22 protein-coding genes are annotated in these 24,864 nt (G+C 42.1%); 18 read left to right on the top strand and 4 right to left on the bottom strand.

Features of this window, described 5'->3' with window-relative positions; all coding sequences use genetic code 11:
* Nucleotides 1-109: 109 nt before the first annotated feature.
* On the top strand, nucleotides 110-757 hold the full coding sequence (ompW, locus tag AAEY98_RS09745) for an outer membrane protein OmpW (protein WP_182744538.1): 648 nt from the start codon (nucleotides 110-112) through the stop codon (nucleotides 755-757).
* A 76-nt stretch (nucleotides 758-833) separates the two neighbouring features.
* On the opposite strand, the gene AAEY98_RS09740 is transcribed toward ompW, so the two are convergent.
* Nucleotides 834-1,577, bottom strand: a complete 744-nt coding sequence (locus AAEY98_RS09740) for an SDR family NAD(P)-dependent oxidoreductase (protein WP_101086686.1) — start codon at nucleotides 1,575-1,577, stop codon at nucleotides 834-836.
* 361 nt (nucleotides 1,578-1,938) lie between these two features.
* Here AAEY98_RS09740 and metA point away from each other — a divergent pair, with 361 nt between their 5' ends.
* The 17 genes from metA to AAEY98_RS09655 all read left to right on the top strand — a co-directional run bounded on the left by metA (nucleotide 1,939) and on the right by AAEY98_RS09655 (nucleotide 22,233).
* Entirely contained in the window at nucleotides 1,939-2,883 is a 945-nt protein-coding gene (gene metA, locus AAEY98_RS09735; protein ID WP_182744539.1) for a homoserine O-acetyltransferase MetA, read from the top strand.
* Between the two features lie 95 nt (nucleotides 2,884-2,978).
* On the top strand, nucleotides 2,979-4,943 hold the full coding sequence (locus AAEY98_RS09730) for a diguanylate cyclase (protein ID WP_351016614.1): 1,965 nt from the start codon (nucleotides 2,979-2,981) through the stop codon (nucleotides 4,941-4,943).
* 312 nt (nucleotides 4,944-5,255) lie between these two features.
* Nucleotides 5,256-6,446, top strand: coding sequence for a thiolase family protein (locus tag AAEY98_RS09725; protein WP_335691417.1), 1,191 nt, complete (start codon nucleotides 5,256-5,258; stop codon nucleotides 6,444-6,446).
* Nucleotides 6,447-6,612: 166 nt separating this feature from the next.
* Nucleotides 6,613-8,106 carry a CoA-acylating methylmalonate-semialdehyde dehydrogenase gene (locus tag AAEY98_RS09720; protein ID WP_351016610.1) on the top strand — a complete coding sequence of 498 codons (1,494 nt, stop codon included), beginning with the start codon at nucleotides 6,613-6,615 and terminating at the stop codon, nucleotides 8,104-8,106.
* A gap of 165 nt (nucleotides 8,107-8,271) precedes the next feature.
* A complete protein-coding gene (locus tag AAEY98_RS09715; RefSeq protein ID WP_101086691.1) occupies nucleotides 8,272-9,429 on the top strand; it encodes an acyl-CoA dehydrogenase family protein in 1,158 nt (385 codons plus the stop codon).
* 50 nt (nucleotides 9,430-9,479) lie between these two features.
* Nucleotides 9,480-10,262, top strand: coding sequence for an enoyl-CoA hydratase (locus tag AAEY98_RS09710; protein ID WP_162023460.1), 783 nt, complete (start codon nucleotides 9,480-9,482; stop codon nucleotides 10,260-10,262).
* Nucleotides 10,262-11,380 (top strand): enoyl-CoA hydratase/isomerase family protein, encoded by a 1,119-nt coding sequence (locus AAEY98_RS09705; protein WP_101086693.1) that lies wholly within the window; start codon nucleotides 10,262-10,264, stop codon nucleotides 11,378-11,380. The genes AAEY98_RS09710 and AAEY98_RS09705 overlap by 1 nt, the downstream gene beginning before the upstream one ends.
* Before the next feature lie 14 nt (nucleotides 11,381-11,394).
* Nucleotides 11,395-12,294 carry a 3-hydroxyisobutyrate dehydrogenase gene (mmsB, locus tag AAEY98_RS09700; protein ID WP_351016606.1) on the top strand — a complete coding sequence of 300 codons (900 nt, stop codon included), beginning with the start codon at nucleotides 11,395-11,397 and terminating at the stop codon, nucleotides 12,292-12,294.
* Nucleotides 12,295-12,306: 12 nt separating this feature from the next.
* Nucleotides 12,307-13,065: an SDR family oxidoreductase gene (locus AAEY98_RS09695; protein WP_011636818.1), complete on the top strand. Its 759-nt coding sequence runs from the start codon at nucleotides 12,307-12,309 to the stop codon at nucleotides 13,063-13,065.
* A gap of 203 nt (nucleotides 13,066-13,268) precedes the next feature.
* Nucleotides 13,269-13,475: a hypothetical protein gene (locus tag AAEY98_RS09690; protein WP_101087206.1), complete on the top strand. Its 207-nt coding sequence runs from the start codon at nucleotides 13,269-13,271 to the stop codon at nucleotides 13,473-13,475.
* 7 nt (nucleotides 13,476-13,482) lie between these two features.
* Nucleotides 13,483-14,457 carry a DMT family transporter gene (locus AAEY98_RS09685; protein WP_351016603.1) on the top strand — a complete coding sequence of 325 codons (975 nt, stop codon included), beginning with the start codon at nucleotides 13,483-13,485 and terminating at the stop codon, nucleotides 14,455-14,457.
* Between the two features lie 101 nt (nucleotides 14,458-14,558).
* A complete protein-coding gene (locus AAEY98_RS09680; RefSeq protein WP_192115248.1) occupies nucleotides 14,559-15,479 on the top strand; it encodes a M14 family metallopeptidase in 921 nt (306 codons plus the stop codon).
* A 185-nt stretch (nucleotides 15,480-15,664) separates the two neighbouring features.
* The gene (locus tag AAEY98_RS09675; RefSeq protein WP_351016599.1) at nucleotides 15,665-16,615 is read left to right on the top strand and encodes a hypothetical protein; all 951 of its coding nucleotides are present in this window, start codon (nucleotides 15,665-15,667) and stop codon (nucleotides 16,613-16,615) included.
* Nucleotides 16,616-16,970: 355 nt separating this feature from the next.
* Complete coding sequence (locus tag AAEY98_RS09670; protein WP_101086698.1) at nucleotides 16,971-18,563, top strand: ABC-F family ATPase; 1,593 nt, start codon at nucleotides 16,971-16,973, stop codon at nucleotides 18,561-18,563.
* Between the two features lie 175 nt (nucleotides 18,564-18,738).
* The gene (locus AAEY98_RS09665) at nucleotides 18,739-19,104 is read left to right on the top strand and encodes a hypothetical protein (protein WP_162023454.1); all 366 of its coding nucleotides are present in this window, start codon (nucleotides 18,739-18,741) and stop codon (nucleotides 19,102-19,104) included.
* Nucleotides 19,105-19,129: 25 nt separating this feature from the next.
* Nucleotides 19,130-19,936 carry an alpha/beta fold hydrolase gene (locus tag AAEY98_RS09660; protein WP_182744708.1) on the top strand — a complete coding sequence of 269 codons (807 nt, stop codon included), beginning with the start codon at nucleotides 19,130-19,132 and terminating at the stop codon, nucleotides 19,934-19,936.
* Nucleotides 19,937-20,232: 296 nt separating this feature from the next.
* On the top strand, nucleotides 20,233-22,233 hold the full coding sequence (locus AAEY98_RS09655) for a methyl-accepting chemotaxis protein (RefSeq protein WP_351016595.1): 2,001 nt from the start codon (nucleotides 20,233-20,235) through the stop codon (nucleotides 22,231-22,233).
* Nucleotides 22,234-22,534: 301 nt separating this feature from the next.
* Here the strand turns inward: AAEY98_RS09655 and AAEY98_RS09650 are convergent, their stop codons facing one another.
* The 3 genes from AAEY98_RS09650 to AAEY98_RS09640 all read right to left on the bottom strand — a co-directional run bounded on the left by AAEY98_RS09650 (nucleotide 22,535) and on the right by AAEY98_RS09640 (nucleotide 24,835).
* The gene (locus AAEY98_RS09650) at nucleotides 22,535-23,077 is read right to left on the bottom strand and encodes a DUF1415 domain-containing protein (RefSeq protein ID WP_101086702.1); all 543 of its coding nucleotides are present in this window, start codon (nucleotides 23,075-23,077) and stop codon (nucleotides 22,535-22,537) included.
* A 29-nt stretch (nucleotides 23,078-23,106) separates the two neighbouring features.
* Nucleotides 23,107-23,712, bottom strand: a complete 606-nt coding sequence (locus AAEY98_RS09645; protein WP_351016592.1) for a LysE family translocator — start codon at nucleotides 23,710-23,712, stop codon at nucleotides 23,107-23,109.
* A 304-nt stretch (nucleotides 23,713-24,016) separates the two neighbouring features.
* Nucleotides 24,017-24,835 (bottom strand): DUF2797 domain-containing protein, encoded by an 819-nt coding sequence (locus AAEY98_RS09640; protein ID WP_101086704.1) that lies wholly within the window; start codon nucleotides 24,833-24,835, stop codon nucleotides 24,017-24,019.
* Between the last annotated feature and the right edge of the window lie 29 nt (nucleotides 24,836-24,864).

Raw genomic sequence — 24,864 nt, 5'->3', positions numbered from 1 at the left:
TTTGTTGATCTGAATCAATGATGTTAACGATTAACTTCAGTAGGTTAACCGCAAATGTTAAGGATGCACAGAATTGCATCTAGTTGTCATTGCCAAGGAGTGTTAAAAAATGAATAAGAAAATTACCCTAAGTTTAGTTGCTGCTTCTTTATTAACTGCTGGTTTTTCATTTGGTGCTGCGGCCCATCAAGCAGGAGATATTATTGTTCGTGCTGGTGTGGCAATGGTTGCTCCAAATGAGTCAAGCCCTGTAGTCGCAAATATTGCTGAATTTAGCGTAGATAACGATGTCCAATTAGGGCTAAATTTTGGTTATATGCTAACTGATAATATCGGTATTGAATTATTAGCGGCATCGCCTTTTAGTCACGATGTGTCACTGGGTGAACTCGGTAAAATTGCTGACTCAAAGCAATTACCTCCAACACTGGTCGCACAATATTACTTTGGCGATTCACAGTCTGCTTTACGTCCTTATATTGGCTTAGGGGTTAATTTTACCAACTTTTATGACAGTGAATTTACTCAAGAGGCGAAAGATCTTGGCTTAGATAATTTGAGCCTATCGAACTCTTGGGGCGTGGCGGCTCAAGTTGGGCTTGATTATCAAATTGATAAGAAATGGTTGGTTAATGCGTCTGTTTGGTATGCTCAAATTGCAACGGATGTGAGCTTTGATATGGGGGCAGATCATGTTGTGGTTGATACAGACATTGATCCTTGGGTTTACATGATCAGCGTCGGTTATACTTATTAAGCTAGGGTAGAATACGTTAGCGAAAAACGAACATATGAAACAGGAACCTACGGGTTCCTGTTTTTGTTGATGGCACTTATGGAGACTTTTTACGCGGTTTCCAATGGCGAGTATTGTAAATGTACTCTGGTAATAAACGATTTATCCACGCGACAATGCGCCAGCGTTTAGTGACATACACTCGGCGTTTACCTTTTTGCAAGGCTGAGATGATTTGTGTAGCCACTTTATCGAGAGGCGACAACAGCAATTGTGTATTCAAATGAACGGCTTTATCAAATAACCCTAATTGAATATCACTAATGGTAATAGGCAGCTTTAATCGTTGTGCATGCATACTCAAGCCTTGCAGGTAATTTTCAGCAAAGGCTTTGGAGGCATGATAAGCCACATTAGGCCCTCCACGTTGACCGGCTATTGAGTTAATGGCGGCTAGTTGGCCGTAACCTTGCTCGCACATTAATTTAAAAATACAGTTATTTGCCGCAGCAAAGCCCATTACGTTAATATCGATAGTGTGCTTATCAATTGCCCAAGGCAGGGTAGAATCGTAATCATTAACACCGGTATTAACAATCACCAAATGGGCGCCATTATGTTTGCTCCAAGCGGCATTCAGCTGTGCTATTAGTGTGTCAGGTTGATTAATTACTAACGGATATACACTGACATCGCCAGGCAGACTTTGACTAAACTCGTTAAGTGATTCAGGGTCGTTAACAAAAAGCACCAGCGAAACTTGCTGTGCAGATAACTGTCTGGCTAAGGCTTGGCTCAGTTGAGAGCTGGCGCCAATAATCATCGCTGTCGCTGTAGACATGATTCATCTCATCAAAAATAATGACTCATAATAGAAATAACATCAGTTGATAACAAGTAAGAAAAAAATTCAACTTGAGACGTGTAGACTTCTAGCCATCCAGGTGTATGATGGTTATCTAACAGATTGACCGATATTAACGTTAGTAATAAGCCATTCTGTCGCGGTTTAGGCTAGGTGAGTAGGTTAGTTATGTTTGCAAACGACATTTGACAATCGATGATGACCGCTGTTTTTAGCGCTAAACTGAATGTTGAAACTGTGACATAACAGACATTAACGTTATTGTGAAAAGGCTGGTTGGTTAATCGAGCGCTGGTTAATCAAGTACATGTGTTTAATTAATCTAAAGGTGAGACGTATGCCGGTTCGAATTCCAGATAACCTGCCTGCAGCAAGTATTTTAGAGTCAGAAAATATCTTTGTGATGTCTGAAACCCGAGCTGCTAATCAGGACATTCGTCCAATGCGGGTATTAATCTTGAATCTAATGCCTAATAAAATCGAAACTGAAACCCAGTTATTGCGATTACTGGGCAATACGCCCTTGCAAGTTGGGGTCGATTTATTACGCATTCATGATAAGGAATCTAAGCATACATCAGTGGATCACATGAATACTTTTTATCGTGATTTTGAAGACATTAGAAATAACAATTACGATGGTTTGATTATTACAGGTGCACCGTTAGGAAAAATTGATTTTAAAGATGTGGTGTATTGGGACCACATTCGCGAAATTATTGACTGGTCACAACAACATGTCACTTCAGTACTGTTTTTGTGTTGGGCAGCTCATGCTGGTTTGTATCATCTTTATGATTTACATCGTCAGTTATTAGCGAATAAACGTTCAGGTGTATTTAATCATCGAAGAACCAGCGACCCACACCCACTATTGCGCGGTTTTGATGATGAGTTTTTTGCACCGCACTCACGATTTGCTGAAATGGATATTGAACAAATTCGTCAACATCCAGATTTAGAAGTGTTGGCTGAATCAGACGAGGCTGGCGCGTATATTGTACTCAGTCGTGATAATCATAATGTGTTTGTTATGGGCCACCCTGAATATCAAAAAGACACCTTGAATGAAGAATATGTGCGCGATGTTGGCGAAGGCCTCAAGCCAGATATTCCGCAAAACTATTACCGACAAGATGACCCAACACAAGATACTATTGTTCGTTGGCATAGTCATGGCAGCTTGTTAGTCAGTAATTGGCTTAATTATTATGTTTACCAGTTAACGCCATATGACTTGTCTGACATGAATGCGAAAACACCATGGGAAAGTAAAAAGTAAACTTGAATATAGTTATACCGGCGTTTTAACGTTGACTTCGTTTCGATAAAAGCTATTGTTAAACTTAGATGTTTTTATTGTAAGGTCGAGGTTAAATGGTTAAAACCAAGTTGATGATATTATTGGTGTGTGCAGTAAGCTGGCCGCTAACTACTTGGGGGGCCGGTGACATTTTTAGTGACGCTAATGGCACTATTATGAATGGCGCCAATGTTAGCAACAATACTGTTAGCAACAATACCGTTAGCACAGAAATTACTGATAGCACAAAAATTACTGATATCAAACAACAGTTAGCCACATTAAGCTCATCACAACAACGCATTGACTTTTTACAACAACAGCTACCACAAAGTGCTCAATGGCCGATTGAACAGCAAGGCCAGTTATTGCATTTACTGGCAATAGAGCAAGAAGTTAACAGTGATCTTGTTGCTGCAATTAACAGCTATAGCCATGCCATTAAATTACTTACACCACATCCTCTTAGCAAAGAACTGGTCAAAAGCTATCTCGAACGCTCATTCATACTTTACCTTCAAACTAACGACACCCAAATTTATTGCCCAGATCGTGAAGTGGCGATTACATTAGCCCGTCAGCTTGGAAACGTTGATATCTTGGCCGAAGTGTTAGCGCAAAGTGCGTATTGCCATAATAAACCAAGTGATTTTGGCGAAGGTCTCAAAAGGTTAAATGAAGCTTTAGCGTTAGCACAACAGCATCAATTAGGACTGAGTCGTCAAGCGATGATATTCAATGCCACGGCTGCTATCTATCGTGACAATGGTTTAAACCGTAAAGCCTACGAATACTTTAACAAAGCCTATGACTTTTGGGAGCAAGCCCAAGATAAACAAGACATGTTTAATATGTTGCATAACATGGTGGGCGAATCGATTAAATTGGCCTTGTGGGGGGAAAATAAAGCTCATTTAGCCCAAATGCAGCAACTGGTAGAGCAATCGCCAGAGTTTGCTGATTTTGATTTTTTCTATCAATTTAATACGGGTATTAGCTGTTGGGCTCAAGGTTTATTTCAAGAAGGTATAGATCATTTTTTACGCGCACTTGAAGTGCAAGATACAACCCAAGAAAAATACTTTGTCGACGCTACGCATGCATGGTTGGCATTGAGTTATTTTCGCCAACAACAACCAGATAAAGCTTTTAAGTATGCTGAAATATTTTCTGGTTCGGCGACTTATGACGGCCATTCCAATGAACTGAAATTGATGATTGCGGCCATTATTGATTACGCCAATGGGTCGAGTAATCTGGGCATGAATAAGCTTTTGGATACCATCGATTTACAAAAAAAGAACTTTGCTAACATCATAAATAACGATGTGGTTAATTCATCATTAGACCATAATCTTACCGTGGCTGAGTTTAATAACCGCCTGCTCGAAAAGCAATTGGCCATCAATAAGCTGAATTTGGAAGCCGAAATCGATACTCAAAAAATCACTAACTTATCAATGGCAATCGCGGTGCTAATTGCTTTGGTGTTATTAGTGCTGGTCATTTTCTTGTGGCAATCTCGCCGACAATTTAAACGTCGCTCTCAAACGGATTATCTGACTGGCATTGCTAATCGACGTCATACTTTTGAGCAGGGCAAAAAGCGCTTTAATCAGGCTAAAAAACATCATCGACCACTCGCCGTTATTATGTTCGATATAGATAACTTTAAAGTCATTAATGATCATTATGGCCATGACGTTGGTGATTTAGCCATAAAAGCGTGTGGTAGACGTGCACGTAATTGGCTCAAGAAAAACGATATTTTAGGCCGCATAGGTGGCGAAGAGTTTTTAATTATTTTACCCGATACCGAGCAAGCACAAGCCGTTGACATAGCCGAGCGATTGCGAACCAGTATTGAGTCAAACCAGTTTGTGTTTAACGAGGTTAAAATGAATTTCACCATTAGTGTGGCTGTCGCTATGTTAACCCCGCAAACTCATGAACTTGTCGACATTATTAAGCAAGCCGATTTAGGCTTATATCAAGCAAAAGACAACGGCCGCAATCAAGTAGTGATAGTGGACCAATAACCTTCTCTAAGTGCCGATTTAGTTTATTGAGTCACTACGGCTACTTTGTGCTTAGACTAAAGTTTTACGCTGAATAATTCACTCAACAGTAATCATGTTACTGATAAATAGATATTGATATGTATTATAAAAAACAACATCTTACATCAAATTCAAATGTGACATTCTTAAACTGTAAATCTTCACTGACAATTCCTATTAATTAACATCAGTATTTAGACCATTTTTTACTTGCTTTACGTTCGCGTCAACGTCAAAGTGATATCCATATTATTGATGTTAATTTTTCAAGCGCAGTAAATTGGAGTGGTTATGAGTACAGAGCAAACAGGTCAAGATATCGTTATTGTTGCCGCGAAACGTACACCAATGGGTGGGTTTCAAGGCGCATTGTCTGAGGTAGCTTCTCCAGTATTAGCTGCAACCGCTATCAAAGGTCTTATCGCCCAAACGGGGATCAGCGTTGATGCTGTTGACGAAGTATTGATGGGTTGTGTATTGCCTGCCGGTTTAGGCCAAGCACCTGCTCGCCAAGCAACTCTAGGTGCAGGTTTACCGTTAAGTGTTGGTGCAACAACAGTCAATAAAGTGTGTGGTTCTGGTATGAAAACCGTCATGTTAGCCCACGATTTAATTAAAGCGGGCAGCAGCCAAGTTGTGGTTGCGGGTGGCATGGAAAGCATGAGCCAAGCACCATATTTACTCGACAAAGCACGCAGCGGCATGCGTATGGGGCACGGCAAAGTCATGGACCACATGTTTTTAGACGGCCTTGAAGATGCTTACACTGGTGGCGCAATGGGCACATTTGCTCAAAAAACCGCTGATGACTTTGGTTTAACTCGTGAGCAAATGGATGCTTTTGCATTAAGTTCGCTGGAAAAAGCCAATGCAGCGATTAACTCTGGCGCATTTAAAGACGAAGTCGTGCCAGTAACCATCAGCACACGTCGTGGCGACGTGACGGTTGAGATAGATGAACAACCGGGTAACGCCCGTCCTGAAAAAATCCCAACATTACGCCCAGCATTTACTAAAGACGGCACGATCACTGCCGCCAACTCAAGTTCTATTTCAGACGGTGCAGCAGCGTTAATGTTAATGACGCGCGAAAAAGCCCAGCAACTTGGCTTAAATGTTTTAGCCACCATCAAAGGTCACACTACTCATTCACAAGAACCTTCAATGTTCACTACCGCACCGGTTGGCGCGATGCAAAAACTGTTCGATAAAGTGCAGTGGAACAAAGATGATGTCGATTTATATGAAATCAACGAAGCGTTTGCCATGGTGACCATGTTAGCGATTTCTGAACTTGGCTTAGATGCCAATAAAGTTAACGTTAATGGCGGCGCATGTGCAATGGGACACCCAATTGGTTGTTCTGGAGCGCGTTTGCTAGTCACATTGATTTATGCCCTAAAAGCACGCGGCCTTAAGCGCGGCGTGGCATCGTTATGTATTGGTGGCGGCGAAGCCACAGCAATGGCGATAGAAGTGTAAATAGACAATACAAGTTAAGTTCGACAAGACCACCGCACAGGTAAATGTATACGCAGCCACTTAATATGTGCGACTGACAAACATAATAAATCGCATTACCTGCGCAGTAACTCAATACGAGTGATGTTATTCACTCATAAGATATTCAAGGATCGAGGAAAACAAGATGATCACACAAGTTAAGCATTATATTGATGGCGAATTCACTTATGGCAGCGGCGATCGCAATATTGATGTGACCAATCCAGCCAATAATAGCGTTATTGCTAAAATTAACTGCGCTACTACTGCCGAAGTAGAGCAGGCCATTCACAGTGCCAAAGAAGCGTTTAAAACCTGGAAAGAAGTCCCCGTGTCTGAACGTGCGCGCGTCATGTTGCGTTATCAACATTTGCTCAAAGAGCATCACGATGAACTAGCAACTATTTTAGCTCACGAGACCGGTAAAACTTTTGAAGATGCTAAAGGTGATGTATGGCGCGGCATTGAAGTTGCTGAACATGCTTGTGGTGTTGCCTCGTTAATGATGGGCGAAACCGTTGAAAACGTCGCTCGTAATATCGATACCTATAGCTACACTCAACCATTAGGTGTATGTGCCGGTATTACTCCGTTTAACTTCCCTGCGATGATCCCATTATGGATGTTCCCGTTATCTATCGCTTGTGGTAATACGTTTATTTTAAAACCGTCAGAACAAGATCCAATGACGCCGCAACGTTTAGTGGAGTTATTTGTTGAAGCGGGCGCGCCAAAAGGCGTGTTACAACTTATTCATGGCGACAAAACAGCAGTCGACATCTTGCTAAGAGACCCAGCCATTAAAGCGATTTCGTTTGTAGGCTCTGTGGGTGTTGGCCAATACATTTATAAAACCGGTACCGACAACCTAAAACGTGTTCAAGCGTTTGCAGGTGCTAAAAACCATTGTGTGATCATGCCTGATGCGAACAAGCAGCAAGTGATCAATAACATGGTCGGAGCCTCTGTGGGTGCTGCTGGTCAACGTTGTATGGCGATTTCAGTCGCGATTTTTGTCGGTAAAGCTAAAGAGTGGATCCCTGAATTAAAAGAAGCGTTAGCTAAAGTTCGTCCTGGTTTATGGGATGACAAAGGTGCAGCTTACGGCCCTGTTATCAGTCCAGCAGCAAAAGAGCGTGTACTCAAACTGATTGCTCAAGGTAAAGCTGAAGGTGCTGATTGTTTACTCGATGGAACCGATTTCACCGTTGCAGGTTACGAGTCGGGTAACTGGGTTGGCCCAACCATGTTTACCAATGTCACCACCGACATGAGCATTTACAAAGAAGAAATATTTGGCCCAGTACTGTGTTGTATGGAAGCGGATAACTTAGATGATGCTATCGAACTGGTTAACAACAGCCCATACGGTAACGGTACCTCAATCTTTACTGCATCTGGCGGAGCTGCACGTAAATATCAACATGAAATTGAAGTTGGCCAAGTGGGTATTAACGTGCCAATTCCGGTGCCATTACCATTCTTCTCATTCACCGGTTGGAAAGGCAGTTTCTATGGTGACCAACACGCCTACGGCAAGCAAGCGGTACGTTTCTGCACAGAAACCAAAACCATCACCACCCGTTGGTTTGACTCAGAAGCCGTTAGCGGTCCTAACATGAGTATTGATCTTAAATAGAAATGATGTTTATTGCCGTGACGCTGTCACGGTAATATTTTTCGCTAAACAACAAGACCACCTTACCTCCCATTGCACCTAGTAATGAGTTAACCGCTTAAAGCGGTATGCGGCTAAGGCAATAAATGACCCAAGAGTCATCCAAGACAATATTAGGAGTCCAGCATGGATTTTAATTTAAACGAAGATCAGCGTCAGTTTGCTGATTTAGCCCGTCAATTCGCTGCCGAAGAACTCGCGCCATTCGCCGCCAAGTGGGACGAAGAGCATCATTTTCCTAAAGACGTAATTCAAAAAGCCGGTGAACTGGGCTTTTGTTCTTTGTACTCGCCAGAATCAGAAGGCGGCATGGGCTTGTCTCGTTTAGACGCTTCAATTATTTTTGAAGAATTAGCCCATGGTTGTACAGCCACTACAGCAATGTTAACTATTCATAATATGGCAACCTGGATGGTGACTACGTGGGGTACAGAAACCTTGCGTAAGCAGTGGTCAGAAGGCTTAACCACAGGGCAGTTATTAGCATCTTACTGTTTAACAGAACCTGGTGCCGGCAGCGATGCCGCTTCATTGCAAACTAAAGCTGTGCGTGATGGTGATGATTACTTGATCACCGGTTCAAAAATGTTTATCTCTGGTGCCGGTGAAACCGAGTTACTCGTAGTGATGTGCCGTACTGGTGAATCTGGCCCTAAAGGGATTTCAGCGATTGCCGTACCAGCAGATGCAGTAGGCGTCACTTACGGAAAAGCAGAAGATAAAATGGGCTGGAACGCACAGCCAACAAGAATGATCAGTTTTGAAAACGTGCGTGTACCGGCTGCCAATTTACTTGGTGAAGAAGGCCAAGGTTTTACCTTTGCCATGAAAGGCCTAGACGGCGGACGTATTAACATTGCCACCTGTTCAATTGGCACCGCGCAAGCTGCACTGACTCGCGCAACTCAATACATGAATGAGCGTAAGCAATTTGGTAAACCGCTGGCGGCATTCCAAGCATTGCAGTTTAAACTGGCTGACATGGCAACCGAACTAGTTGCAGCCCGTCAAATGGTACGTCTAGCAGCTTTTAAATTAGACACTCAAGACCCTGAAGCCAGTGCTTATTGTGCTATGGCGAAACGTTTTGCGACCGATGTAGGTTTCCAAGTGTGTGACGGTGCGCTGCAAATTCACGGCGGTTACGGTTATATCCGTGAATACCCTTTAGAACGTCATTTCAGAGATGTGCGCGTGCACCAGATTTTAGAAGGCACTAATGAAATTATGCGCCTGATTATTGCTCGCCGTTTGCTCGCTAGCGATGCTCATCCGATCCTGTAATTAGCGGTTCCACTCGTGACTCACTAGCTTTAGCATAAGGACATAGCATTATGACTACACACCCTGCAATTCTAAAACATATAGTCGGCCACACGGCCATTTTGACTCTGAATAATCCGCCAGCTAATACTTGGACCGCTGACAGTTTGCAAGCGCTGAAACATATCGTGCTCGAACTGAATCAAAACAAAGATGTTTATGCGCTTGTGATCACCGGTCAAGGTGACAAGTTTTTCTCAGCAGGTGCCGATTTGAATTTGTTTGCTGACGGCGATAAAGACAATGCAGCTTCCATGGCAACACATTTCGGCGAAGCGTTTGAAGCCTTAAGTGCGTTTAGAGGTGTATCTATTGCGGCCATTAATGGTTATGCCATGGGCGGCGGGTTAGAAGTGGCATTAGCTTGTGATTTACGAATTGCAGAAGCGCAAGCCCAATTGGCATTGCCTGAAGCCTCAGTGGGTTTACTGCCTTGTGCTGGTGGCACCCAAAACTTAACCGCATTAGTGGGTGAAGGTTGGGCAAAACGGATGATTTTATGTGGCGAGCGTATTGATGCTGCGAAGGCTGAAAAAATTGGCTTAGTGGAAGAAGTCGTTGAACAAGGCCATGTCTTAGATGCCGCAGTGGCGTTAGCAGCGAAAGTGGCTAAGCAATCACCTAGCAGTGTCAGCGTATGTAAAACCCTTATTCAAGCTGGACGAACTATGCCGCGAACTCAAGCATTACCGCTTGAGCGTGAACTGTTTGTTGGCTTATTTAATACCGAAGATCAGGCTGAAGGTGTGAAGGCCTTTTTACAAAAACGCGCCCCAAACTGGAAGAATTGCTAATGACTCAAGATGTAATATTTCAAACCTTAGGCACGTTATCAGGTCAATCTATTGGCGTGGTAACTCTGAATATTGAAAAAGCACTTAATGCATTAACCCTCGACATGGTTGCAGCAATGCAAGCACAACTCACTAAATGGCAACAAGACGACAGTATTGCGTGTGTTGTGCTTGATGGCGCCGGCGAAAAAGCTTTTTGCGCTGGTGGAGATGTACGTGCCATTTACCATGCATCCATCGCCAATCCGAACAACATGACCACAGAGGCGTGTGAGTTCTTTACCCAAGAATACCAACTTGATTATTTACTGCATCAATTCGGCAAACCCGTTTTAGTGTGGGGTGACGGCATTGTTATGGGCGGTGGACTCGGGCTAATGGCGGGCGGGAGCCATCGTGTTGTTACCGAGCGTAGCCGTATTGCAATGCCTGAAGTGACCATTGGTTTATACCCAGACGTTGGCGGCAGCTACTTTTTAAACCGTATGCCGGGAAAAACAGGGTTGTTTTTAGGCTTAACCGCTTACAACATGAACTGTGCAGATGCGCTGTATGTCGGTTTAGGAAATCATATTCTTAATAGCGATGAAAAAGAGCCGTTATTCGATGCCATGGCTGAACTGGCTTGGAGTCAAGATAGTGAGATAAATCATCAACTGCTAAGCGGATTGTTGACCAATATGAGTCAGCCACACTTAGCGGCATTATCCGTTAGCCCACTGCAACAATTCCAAGCACAAATTGATTTGTTGATGGCGGGTGACATCCTTGATGTGCATCATCAATTATCGACATTAAACACTGAGCTTGATTGGCTAAAACGAGCCCAAAAAACCGCCTTAGCTGGCAGTCCTATTAGCTGGCACTTGATTTTTGCTCAGGCAGAACTTGGCACAGAACTTAGCTTAGCTGATTGCTTTAAGTGGGAGTTGGGTGTGAGTGTCAATTGTTGCTCTATGGGCGATTTTTGCGAAGGTGTTCGCGCCTTACTGATTGATAAAGATCGCCAACCTAAATGGTTATTTGCAGATGTAGACGCAGTGGATGCGAATAAAGTGACCCAATTGGTTACCTCGCCTTGGGCTGAAGATAGACACCCATTAGCAGACTTTACTTAAAAAGGATTAACGATATGGCAACAGTAGCATTTATTGGTTTAGGTAACATGGGTGGCCCAATGGCGGCCAATTTAGTTAAAGCGGGTATGACAGTCACTGTGTTTGACTTAAACCCTGTCGCAGTAGAAGCGTTAACGGCGCAAGGCGCACTCAGTGCTAAAACCGCGTGCGGCGCAGCGGCGGCCGCCGACTTTGTGATTACCATGCTGCCAGCAGGCAAGCATGTTCGCAGCTTGTACCTAGGCGATGACAATAATAAAGGTTTGTTAGATGTCGTGTCTAAACAGGCATTACTGATAGATTGCTCAACCATAGATGCCGACAGTGCCCGTTTAGTGGGAGCAAAAGCCGCTGAGAAGGGTATCGAATTTATGGATGCGCCAGTATCAGGCGGCACAGCAGGCGCGGCAGCTGGTACCTTAACCTTTATTTGTGGTGGTAGTGAAGCAGCTTATCAACAAGCGCAAACGGTATTAACGGTTATGGGCGGCAATATTTTTCACGCTGGTGTAGTAGGTGCAGGTCAAATTGCTAAAATTTGTAATAACATGCTGTTGTCTGTGTTAATGGTGGGTACTAGCGAGTCATTACAACTTGGTTTGGATAATGGTTTAGATCCTAAAGTGTTGTCTGATATCATGAAAGTCAGTAGCGGCGGTAACTGGACGTTAGAAAAGTACAATCCATGCCCAGATGTGATGGAGAATGTGCCGTCGTCAAAAGATTACCAAGGTGGCTTTATGGTTGACTTGATGGTTAAAGATTTAGGGTTGTCGCAAGAAGCGGCGGTCGCCTCTCATTCAAGCACACCAATGGGTTCTCTGGCTCGCAGTTTATATGTTAATCATGCTCGCCAAGGCCATGGTCGTCGTGATTTTTCGAGTATTTTTGAACAATTTTCAAAGAAAAAATAAAGGATTCAGTTGATGGAATTAAAAGATAAGGTTGTCGTCATTACTGGCGGAGCTGGTGGGTTAGGTCTCGCTATGGCGCATGATTTAGCTGCCCAAGGTGCTAAATTGGCGCTTATCGATGTTGATCAGGCTAAACTTGAACAAGCTTGTGCTGATTTAGGTTCTGTAACTGAAGTTCAAGGTTACGCCCTAGACATTACTGATGAAGAAGATGTGGTCTCTGGCTTTAAATTTATCGTTGAAGACTTTGGTAAAGTGAATGTGTTAATTAACAATGCCGGTATTTTACGTGATGGGCTAATGATTAAAGCCAAAGATGGCGTTGTCACCGATCGCATGTCGTATCAGCAGTTTCAGTCTGTCATCAATGTTAACTTAACCGGCACTTTTTTATGTGGCCGTGAAGCCGCAGCAGCGATGATTGAAACCAAGCAAGCAGGGGTAATTATTAATATCTCTAGCGTTGCTAAAGCCGGTAACATGGGGCAATCTAACTACTCAGCGTCTAAAGCTGGCGTTGCTGCAATGTCGGTTGGGTGGGCAAAAGAGTTAGCCCGTCATAATATTCGCAGTGCCGCCGTGGCTCCTGGTGTTATTGCTACCGAAATGACCGCAGCGATGAAACCTGAAGCATTAGAGCGTTTAGAAAAAATGGTCCCAGTAGGGCGCTTAGGTCAGCCTGAAGAAGTGGCTGCAACCGTACGTTTTATTATTGAAAACGATTACGTTAACGGCCGTGTATTTGAAATTGACGGCGGTATTCGCTTATAAGCGATAGAGTATATTCATTGTGCTCATTATCTGTTCGCTCAGCGCAATATAACGCGTTGCGCACTTTCATATAATGAATGTGATTGGTATTCCCTGCATTCAGTTTGTTATGATGTTGTCACGCCGAGCTTATGCTCGGCGTGGCTTTTTTACTTTTAAGGATTAATGACGTGGCGAAGTTAGAATACCTGCTTAAAAAAATCATGCTAATCGTAGGCATTCTGGGCGTGATTATTATCTATGGCGGATTTTTGTATTTATTATTTTCAGGTCGCTCGACTGCGGCGCTACCGTGGTTTTTACTCATTTCACCGTGGATTTGTGTTTACTTTGGCTTAACCCACGTACAGCAAGTGGCTGTAATACAGTGGTTTACTCATAAATTTAGTTTCAAAAAATCGACTAAGTAGCTCTGTTATGTCTAGCTTATCTGCATTTTTATCAAGGTTTTCTATCGCTTTGTATACCTTAATTGCCTTGGTCGCCTTTGCTGCCAATTCAGTGTTGTGTCGTATGGCATTATCGACCCAACAAACTCCGGCACTCATTGATCCCAGTAGTTTTACTGCTATTCGTTTAGCTGCTGGTGCCTTAGTGTTGGGGCTATTAATGTTATTGCGTAACACTAAAGCAGGGACAAGCCGACCCACTAGCCGTGGCAGCATGTTTGCTGCGGCATTATTGTTTATTTACGCGGTGACTTTTTCATACGCCTATGTGCTACTCGATACCGCCACTGGTGCGTTGATTTTGTTTGCCGCGGTGCAAATTAGCATGATGTTAATCAGCTATTTTCAAGGCCAACGCTTAACCCTACTTGAATGGATTGGCGCATTATTGGCTTTTAGTGGTTTTGCTTATTTAGTGTTGCCCGGCGTGAGTGCGCCTTCGATGACCGGACTCGTGTTAATGGCAATTAGCGGCTGTGCTTGGGGTGGATATACTTTGCTTGGCAAAAAGTCAGTTAACCCATTATTTGATACAGGTTATAACTTTATTCGCAGTTTACCTCTGGTCGCGGTGATGATATTGGTGGTGTGGCTCCTGCCTCAATTAACCTCAGCGCCACAATTAACCTCAGCGCCACAATTAGTCTCAATACCACAAACAACGGTATTGTCTGCCAAAGGAATGTTGTTAGCCGTCTTATCAGGTGCAATTGCCTCGGGTATTGGTTATGCGTTGTGGTATCAAGCATTGCGTGGACTCACATCAACCCATGCTGCTGTTTTACAACTAACCGTGCCTGTTATTGCCGCTGTGGGTGGCATTCTCTTTTTAGATGAAGTAATCAGTTTTCATCTAGGTGTATCGGCGGGCATTATCTTTGTTGGGATTGCATTGGTTATCTTTGCCAAAGCCCATCCAGTTAGCCAGCGAAATGGTCAGTAAAACGGTATATAAGTAAACAAATAGTTGAGCAATAAACATCAGTTAAAATCAAGTGACTTACACATACATAACTCAATAAAATAAACGATTAACGAGGTTATATGAGCAATTCAACACCGTATCCAATTGGTACACCAGGTCAAAAATGGACCGATGCAGATAAAGCACAATGGTTAGCACAAGTTGCCATAAAGCGCTCATATCAAGATGAAGTGGTGAGTAAACTGGCTCAGATTACTGGTCCGTTTGAACAAGTACAATACGGCGCATTATCTTATGACGCTGATAAGTATCCACTGTTTGCATTTAAATCTCAGCAGTGGGATAGCAATAAAAAAACCATTCTTGTGACCGGTGGCGTACACGGTTATGAAACCAGCGGCGTACATGGCGCGATTCAGTTTTTAACCACTAAAGCACAGGATTATACTCAGTATTTTAATGTGGCCATCGCGCCGTGTGTTAGCCCGTGGGGTTATGAGACCGTTAACCGTTGGAATCCGAAAGCCATTGATCCTAATCGCTCTTTTTATGCCGATAGCCCAGCAGAAGAGTCTGCTGCATTGATAGCATTTGTCGCGAGTTTGGGAGATGTATATGCCCATATCGATTTACATGAAACGACTGACACTGATGAGTTAGAGTTTAGACCTTTGCTGTCTGCACGTGATGGCGTTGAATACGATAAAGGCATTATTCCTGACGGTTTCTACCTAGTCGGCGACAGTGATAACCCAACTCCAGCGTTCCAAAAAGCAGTGATTGATTCAGTGGCTAAAGTGACTCATATCGCGCCTGACGATAATGGACAATTAATTGAAGTACCGATTGAGCAATTTGGGGTGATTAACTATCCGGTCAAAAAACTCAGTTTATGTGCTGGTATTACTGACAATCACTTCAATACCACCACAGAGGTTTATCCAGACAGTCCAAACGTGACAGCGCAAGAATGTAACGATGCTCAAGTCGCCGCTATCACTGGTGGATTGGATTATCTTATTGGTTATTTGAAGCTCTAAAAAACGTTAAGTGATATAGACGATTACAAGCGATGCCGTTGTCGTCTAGACATATTTTAGTATAATGGCGGTGAGTCGCTGTTTGAATGGAATCTAAAAGACTCATTGCTGTTAAAACCTGTGGTTCCTCGGTTATTGATTAGCCTCCTCGCTAGTCGCCTATTTTTTATTAATAAAGGATTAAAATGAAAAATACTCTGTTGCTATGTCTATTCTGTTTATTAATGACGCCCCATCTTGCACACGCCAAAGCGGGTTTAATCTCTTTTGGTGGTGAAAACATTGTACCTGTTGTGGCACTTCCCGATGATCCACGTTTTCAAACACAAGATGGTGAATTCATTGATGTAGGTTATATCTATAAATCTGTTGATATATTGTTTCTACCACTGTGGAATTATGATGGCCGTTTTGCTGGAATGTTGTCACAACAAGACTTGTATATAGACTTAACCCCCTTGGAAGTCACTGGACTCGTTTTAGAGGCTGGCGTGGTATTACCTCAAGCTCCATACCTCGATTTCTGGCATCGTATCGGTGGGAAAATAGTTTTTTTACTGCTTTGTGGCTCATTAGCACTTTACGTTAGACAGCGCATGCAAAAAAAGGCGGCTTATTTTAGCTCGTTAGCGACTGGGCGTGAGCGATTGAAAGATATCTTAATCAATAGCAATGACTTTACTGAGTTAGACCTATCTGTTATCGAGACAGAAGGTAAACCCAAAGTTGAAGGCATAGCATTTATTGCGGCGAAAAAGTATTTTAACAATATTATTTCAATATCTGTAATTGATATGGGTAAGGTGTCAATTGAGCAAGTTCAAGCTCAGCATGAGCAGTTATTTACTGCGTTACTTGGGTTGAAGAAAACCCTAGGGATGACGTCTCAAAGTACGATCCATTATCTGTATTTTACTTTCGACAGCACTCCTTCAAAAGTAGACATCAGTATATTGAAAGCATTGAGAAAACGTCAAATCACCAAAGCAACTAATTTAATTCCAATTATTATCGATTTTGATGCGCAGATGATTGATAGCACTGTGGGTGTATATCCGTCTAAAAAAATTCTACAAAACTGCTTTACCCAAGCTGAAACTCTCTCAGATGATGTGGCTGAACCTGCAAAGGTATAATGTAATTAAGATTTTTACTAAACGGTTCACAAGGTTATGGTTGATGCCGAAAGCGGCTCTAGGTTTTCGGCATTAAATCAACGCTGACGCATTATCGCTATTTAGACATTTATAATGACGCGCAAATACTTCTTTCATCACCGTCACATCTCAAAACGGGCAGTATTTGTATCATTGCTAGGTTGATAATTAGGCCAAAAATCCTTACACTGTCGCGCTTCGTATTTACCTCGGCTCTGCCGTATGCCAGTTTCAATATCATTTTTGTTTGCTTGAGTCATATAGATGTCAACTCGAGCAAGTAGACTACAATTTGATATGGGCTTTAACACACAACACGATTTGGAATTTCATTTTGATTACAACAGCTAACATCACGATGCAGTTTGGCGCTAAGCCACTGTTTGAAAATCTCTCAGTAAAATTTGGTGGCGGTAATCGCTACGGTTTAATTGGCGCGAATGGTTGTGGTAAATCCACCTTTATGAAAATCCTTGCCGGTGATTTAGAGCCATCAAGCGGTAACGTCTCTATAGATGTTAACGAACGCATGGGTAAATTAAACCAGGACCAGTTTGCCTACGAAAACTTTTCAGTAGTCGATACTGTGATCATGGGCCACAGAGAACTGTGGAAAGTAAAGCAAGAACGTGACCGTATTTATTCTTTACCTGAAATGAGCGAAGAAGACGGCATCAAAGTGTCTGAGCTTGAGATGGAATTTGCTGAAATGGACGGTTACACTGCTGAATCTCGCGCAGGTGACTTACTACTAGGTGTAGGTATTTCCATTGAGCAACACTTTGGTTTAATGAGTGAAATTGCTCCAGGTTTTAAATTGCGTGTGTTATTGGCACAAGCACTATTCTCAAATCCAGATTTACTGCTACTTGATGAACCTACCAACAACTTGGACATCGATACTATTCGTTGGTTACAAGACATGTTGAATCAACGTAACAGCACCATGATTATTATTTCGCATGACCGTTATTTCTTAAACTCAGTGTGTACTCACATGGCTGACTTAGATTACGGTGAGCTACGAGTGTTCCCTGGTAACTACGACGAATACATGATGGCTGCACAGCAATCACGTGAACGTTTAATGAGTGACAACGCCAAGAAGAAAGCGCAAATTGCTGAATTACAAACCTTCGTCGCCCGTTTCTCTGCTAACGCATCTAAAGCGAAACAAGCTACATCACGCGCTAAGCAAATTGATAAAATTAAGCTAGATGACATCAAAGCATCAAGCCGCGTCAATCCGTTTATTCGTTTTGAACAAGAAAAGAAATTGTTCCGTAATGCATTAGTGGTTGAAAACTTAGCCAAAGGTTACGACACACCATTGTTCAGCAAACTTAACCTAATGGTTGAAGTGGGTGAACGTATTGCTATCTTGGGTCAAAACGGTGTGGGTAAAACCACCTTGTTACGTACTTTAGTACATGATATCCCGCAAGACGATGGCACCATTAATTGGTCTGAAAATGCCAATATTGGTTACTACGCCCAGGACCATGAAGCAGATTTTGCTAATGAAATGACCTTGTTCGAGTGGATGAGCCAATGGCGCAAAGAAAATGACGATGATCAATCTGTACGCGGTATTTTAGGCCGTATGTTGTTCGGTGCAGATGACATTAAAAAGTCAGTTAAAGTATTATCTGGTGGTGAGAAAGGCCGTATGTATTTCGGTAAACTTATCATGCAAAAGCCGAACATTTTATTACTCGATGAGCCAACCAACCACATGGACATGGAATCTATTGAGTCGTTAAACAACGCGCTTGAAAAATACGAAGGGACGTTAATGTTCGTGTCTCATGACCGTGCATTTGTATCGTCACTAGCCACTCGTATTCTTGAAGTGACTCCTAACGGAATTAATGACTTTAAAGGCACTTACGACGAATTCTTAGTGAGTAAAGGTATTGACGCGTAATTCTGGTTTTATAACCAGTACAGTCAGTAACCAGCATTGTTTGTAACCAATGCCCACTGATTAACACCATTAGCCCTGAACAATTGTTCGGGGCTTTTTGTTTTTATTTATTCGGCTAGGCCATATACTCTAGTGATATAAATCAATGACATTCTCCAGCACAGGCATCTACTTTATGAGCATCACCCTTGAACAAGTCGCATCAACCTTGAATGAACTGCAATGTCGTACTAATTTTAATATTAAGAATGTCACCGAATACATGCTACCTGAGTTAAAAGAGCCGGTTTATTTGCATGTAGAAGGAAAAACGCCATTACTGATCATTCGTCCGGCATTTGAAGTTTTTTCCACTGAGCTGGCTACGATTGACGGGGTACACGCGAAATATGATTACTATCACAATGCTCAAATGACCCGATTTCCAACTCGTCGTAACAAAGGCTTAAGTGAAATTCATTACGGTTTAGCATTTCGGTTTGATACCACAGATGCAATCAAATTATTTATTAATAGGTTGATTGAAATAGTAAGAGGATAAATAACCTCATTAGGAGTGCCGCATCATGACAGAGCAATTTAATATCAATCAATTTAATTGTTCCATTAATGGTAAAGGACAAACTTTGATTTGGGCTCATGGGTCAACCGGCAGTATCCAAAGTGAAGATGCGATTGGTTTATATGCCTGGCATCGGTTTCCTAAAAAATTACAGCTTATTCGTTATGATGCCGTCGGACATGGCTTATCTTCTGCCGGTAAGTGCGTAGAAGACTATTTATGGCCAGAACTTGCCAATGACATGATAAGTATCGCGACGCACTTTAACGCAACGCCATCGCTTATTTTAGGTGGCCAATCAATGGGCAGTGCTACGTGTTTGTTCGCAGCATTAAAACATCCGCATAAGGTAAAAGGGTTAATCTTGATGAACCCGCCCACAGCATGGCATGCTCGTGCAGTACAAGTAGGCGAATATCATAAAATGGCCAAAGCAGCGCGCATTTTTGGTGGTAAAGGTTTAGCTAAAATAAACGCTAAACATTGGGATAAATTACTTCCAAGTTGGCTGATTAATGGTCATGAACATAGTGTACTAGGCATGCTCGACGGATTAAAACTAATGACACGTCAAACGCTAGATCATTTGTTTCGCGCTGCCGCCCTTAACGATCTGCCCAGTAAGCAGCAACTTGCCGAACTGACCATGCCAACCCTGATTTTAGCGTGGCACGGCGACAAGACCCATCCCATAGAAACTGCCATTCAATTACATGCCACAATACCTAATTCGACCTTACACATTGCAGACTCGATAGATGAGGTTAATGAATGGCCTGAATTGATCAGTGAGTTTTGCCTCTGTTTATAAGTTGTTATTGATGGTCTAAAAATAGTGTTTAGTTTGTTTATCGCTGCAACCATTCACGATAAAAACATTCATTGATTTTATTGTCCGACAATGTCGTAAGTATGGCGTTAACGCAGGTGGAATAACTTTCACTATTCAATTATATGTATTTAAAGCATTATTAAATTAAAAGAAACTAAATTAGCTGTGAGCAAGATCTGAGTTTGTTGCAAATAACTTACCAAAATCTATTAATCTAGTTTATGGTTCAGTGAAGAAAAATTTACTTATCGCAAGTGTTTTAAAAAGGATGATGTATGAATTGGCAATGGATTAGCAACCTCAATATTTCGCGTAAACTGGCCTTACTTGTCATTCCCCCTTTATTAACCAGTATTTTATTCGGTGGTATGTACCTTAATAATGAGTACAAAACTCAGCATCAGTTAGCACTGGTTATTGATTTAACCCAGGTTGCCATTATCAATAGCTCCTTAGTACATGAACTGCAAAAAGAGCGAGGTATGAGTGCCGGTTTCCTCGGATCTAAAGGACAAGCATTTAAAGACAATTTAGTGACTCAACGTGCTCAAACAGACATACAAATTCAACGTTTTAATCTTGTTGCTCAGCAAGACGATTTTCCGCAACAATTACAATCCACATATAATGAAGTTGCTTCAGCATTTAATCAGCTAAGCCAAATGCGTAATAATGTCACGGCCCTTAACATCAGTGTCGCAGAGCAAGTTAGTTATTATACCCGCATCAACACCCTATTATTATCAATGGTCGATAATGCAGCTAGTCAGAGTGTAGATAGCCAAATAGGTATAACACTCAAAGCGTTCGCAGCATTTTTACAATTAAAAGAACGCGCAGGAATAGAGCGAGCAGTACTCAGCACAACTTTTGGTCGCAGTGAATTTCCCCCTGGGTTATATCGAAAGTTTGTCACTTTGGTGGCGGAACAACAAACTTATGCCGAACGGTTTATTGCCGCAGCTAGCCCAGAAAACATTCGCATTTTTAAACAAGCCCAACAAGACAGTGCTATGGCAAATGTTAGTCAACTTCGTGAAATTGCTTTTGCACAAGACAGCGCTGCAATGGCGCAGCAAAGCCCTGAAGATTGGTTTAAAATCGCAACGGTACGTATTGAGCTGTTAACTCAGCTTGAAAAACAATTCAGCCAAGATTTGTCGCAATTAAGCCAAGACAAATTGTCACAAGCAACTGAGCATATGTATCTCACCGGCGCGGTGTTATTGCTGGCTCTGATTTTTGCTATTGTGATGAGCATGGTTGTTTCTCGCTATTTGCATCGTAGTTTAAGTCAGCTACACAAGCAGATATTGCATGCTGGTACTCAGTTTGATTTAACCACTCGCTTAAGCCATCAATCTGATGATGAGTTTGGCCAAATCTCGATAGCATTTAATCAAATGATGGCAGAATTTGAACACGTTATTACCCACGTACGTCGAAATGCATTGAGTTTGGTTCATGCCGTTGAACAAATGAATGGCTTTACTCGTTCAATGCAAGCCGATGTTGAACAAGGTTCGTCAGAAGCCGAACAAGTTGCATCTGCTATGACAGAAATGAGCGCAACCGTCCATGAAATTGCTGCCAATGCGGTACAGGTTTCAGAAGCTTCAGCCAATGCCAATATCGAAGTGCAGAGTGGCAACAATGATGTCAGTAAAACTAGCGATGCGATTCAATTGTTGGCTAAAGAGATAGCTAATGCCGCACAAAGTATTGAACGTTTAGATAAAGATGTACAAGATATTGTGACCATTTTAGCGGTCATCAGCTCTATTGCTGACCAAACTAATTTACTCGCATTAAATGCGGCAATTGAAGCCGCTAGAGCGGGCGAACAAGGAAGAGGTTTTGCCGTTGTTGCAGATGAGGTTCGTACCTTAGCTCAGCGATCACAACGTTCAACAGAAGACATTAAAGCGATGACCGAGCGCCTTAAAGCGGGTGCAGCCACTGCCGTCAGTGCTATGCAGCGAGGCCAAGTACAAGCACAACAAAGCGTTACAGAGTCACAACATGCAGGTAATGAGCTTAAATTGATTGCTCAACACGTTAGCGTGATTGACAGCATGAACCAACAAATTGCCGCTTCAACACATGAACAATCGGCCGTAGCAGAAGAAGTAAATCGTAATGCCATGAAAATAAACGATATTTATCACCATACGCAGGAAATATCACAACAGATTGCTTTGCTCAATGACAACCTATTAAGTGATGCCAGTGATATGTCACAACAAGTCAGCAAATTTATCCTTTCTAAAAGCTAAGGCGATAAATCGATAACGAGGATAACGAGCGATAACAAGCGGTAAGGGCGATGACAATCTAAGCAAAGATGACAAGCGAAAGAACAGCGAAAGAGCCTAGATGCTAGAACGCTTCGCGGCTAGAGGCTATAAAAGCTTGAGCGACTAAGTCTGAAGGTTTTTTGCTACACCACGGAGCCAACTATTGTCCGCTCTTATAGCCGCGCAGCGTCTAGCAGGACGAAGTCCGCCCTAGTCTCTAGGCTGTTAATCGCTTGTCACCGCTAGTCACCGCTCTTTATCGCCGGTTATCTTTCTCAACTCATTTAGTGCAATGTTGCAGTAATTGGACAAAGAAATCGCTGCCTTTACGTTCCGCAAAAGCTATATTTCGCTCAGGAATGGATTCAGGATCAGTATAGTTGGCTAATGCCATTTCCATGCTGGCTTCACGGATAATATGCAAACAAGGGTAGGGGGAGCGATTGGTAAAATTAGCCGCACTGTCTTGTGGTTCACCTTCAAAACAATAGTCCGGATGAAAGGTCGCTAATTGATAAACACCTTCATAGCCTTGCTCAATTAACTCATCGGTAGCGTAATCGACTAAATCTAAATAAGGGTAAAAACCTTCAAAACCTCGCGGCAAAATAAACAGCGTGGTTTCAGTTTCAGGATGATTATCTAAGTATTGGCACTCTTCAATTAGCGCCTTTAACACAGACTTTGTTTTAGTTTCTTCAATGGCAACATAACGAATGCTAGCGCGTTCGACTTCTCGACGGGCAAACGGACAAATGTTGTATTTCATAATGACATCTTTTACCCAATTTTCAGTATGAGTAAGACATTCATGTTGTTCCATTAGTTAACCTTTTAACGCTAAAAAATTGATTAGTGGGTTGCTGGCGGTAACATCATTGGAATGATCGATGCCACTAATAATAAAGCCATTGTGATATTAAAAATACGTTGCTGACGCTCATTTTTAAGTAAACGTTTAAGTGCCACGCCAAACCCTAACCAAACAATCGCACACGGAAATGCCACGCATAAAAATACGCTGGCAATGGTCACGACTTGGCTATTGATCTCTTGCTGTACTGAGGTAAATGTAGCAATGGCACCTACCGCCATAATCCATCCCTTTGGATTTACCCATTGAAATGCTGCCGCTTGTAAAAAGCTAAACGGTTTGCTTACTTTTTTACCTTCCATTTTATTGCTGCTATTGGCAATTAACCATGACAGATAAAGTAGGTAACTAATACCAATCACTTTAATCACAATATGAATAAAAGGATAAGCTTGAAATATTGCACTTAACCCAAGCCCGACCGCTAATATCATGGTCGGAAAACCCAAGCTAATACCCATTAAGTGCGGAATACTGCGCTTAATACCAAAATTAACCCCAGAGGTCATTAGCATAATGTTGTTAGGGCCAGGAGTAATACCGGCAGAAAAAGCAAATAAAGCAATGGCGAATACTAACTCCATGAAAGGGTCTCTGTAGTGAATTAATAAGATATTTTTATAAATCGAATTCTAGGGGAAATGAGTGATTCACCATAATGATTTTTTTAACGCTTGGTTAAATTTGTCATTTCAAGACTAAAAAAACACTCGTTTTACTGTTAACGGTTTGATATTTAGCAAATAAATTATTAGTTACTAAGTGTAATTCTGGTTGGTCATTTTTACTTAACAAGTTCAAATTTTACCTTTGAACTCGTTATTTCGGCATGTAGACGGTTTTTAGCGATTAAGTTACAAGTCATTAGCAAGTTAATCGCTAGATAATTTAATAACTAACGTCTACTTCATAAGATGAAAACTTGCGAATATTAATTACCCCAGTATCAAAAATAAGGTATTGACCTTTTATGCCTTGCAAAATACCAGTGACTTCAGCAATTTTATCAAAGTTGTGTGATTTAACTTTCACCGGAAACTGCGTAATTGGGTAGCTAATCGCTTGAATGTTGGCATCAAGGCGTTCAATAACAATGTCTTGGTATTCGACTGCGAGCGCTTGCAGTTTATCTTCAATTAGCGGAATAAGTTGGGCTGCTTGTTCAACCAAATCGACATCATCATTATGACCTTTTAGCATAGCTTGCCAATGGGTTTTGTCGTTAATGAATTTAGCTAATTCAATTTCGATTAAGCCCGACATTTTACGGGTCGACACTTTAAAAATCGGTAAGCCCTGAGTCGCCCCTTGGTCTATCCAACGGGTTGGGATTTGAGTATGGCGAGTAATGCCGACTTTAATCCCTGATGTATTCGATAAATACACGTAGTGGGGCACAAAGCAATTTGATATGCCCCATTCAGGTTCGCGGCAAGTGCCTTGATCAAAATGGCATGTTTCTGGTTTCATTATACACAAGTCGCAACTGGCCAGTTTTGTCATGCATACGTAGCAGTGACCTTGAGAATAACTTTTCTTAGTCTTTTTACCGCAGTTGCTGCAAAAAATATTACCTGTATGAGTCATGGTTAATGACTTACCAATAAGCGGGTTAAGCGCCAAACGCGCTTCACCAACAGGTAAATGATATTCCACCTCATGGTTATCATTGAGGTGGGTTTTCAGTTTTGATAGCGTTCCAAACATCGTTAATCCATTTTTATCATCATTATTTC

The organism is Shewanella sp. AC91-MNA-CIBAN-0169 (assembly GCF_040310165.1).
Classification (GTDB): domain Bacteria; phylum Pseudomonadota; class Gammaproteobacteria; order Enterobacterales; family Shewanellaceae; genus Shewanella.
This window is presented reverse-complemented; position numbering and strand designations above follow the sequence as displayed.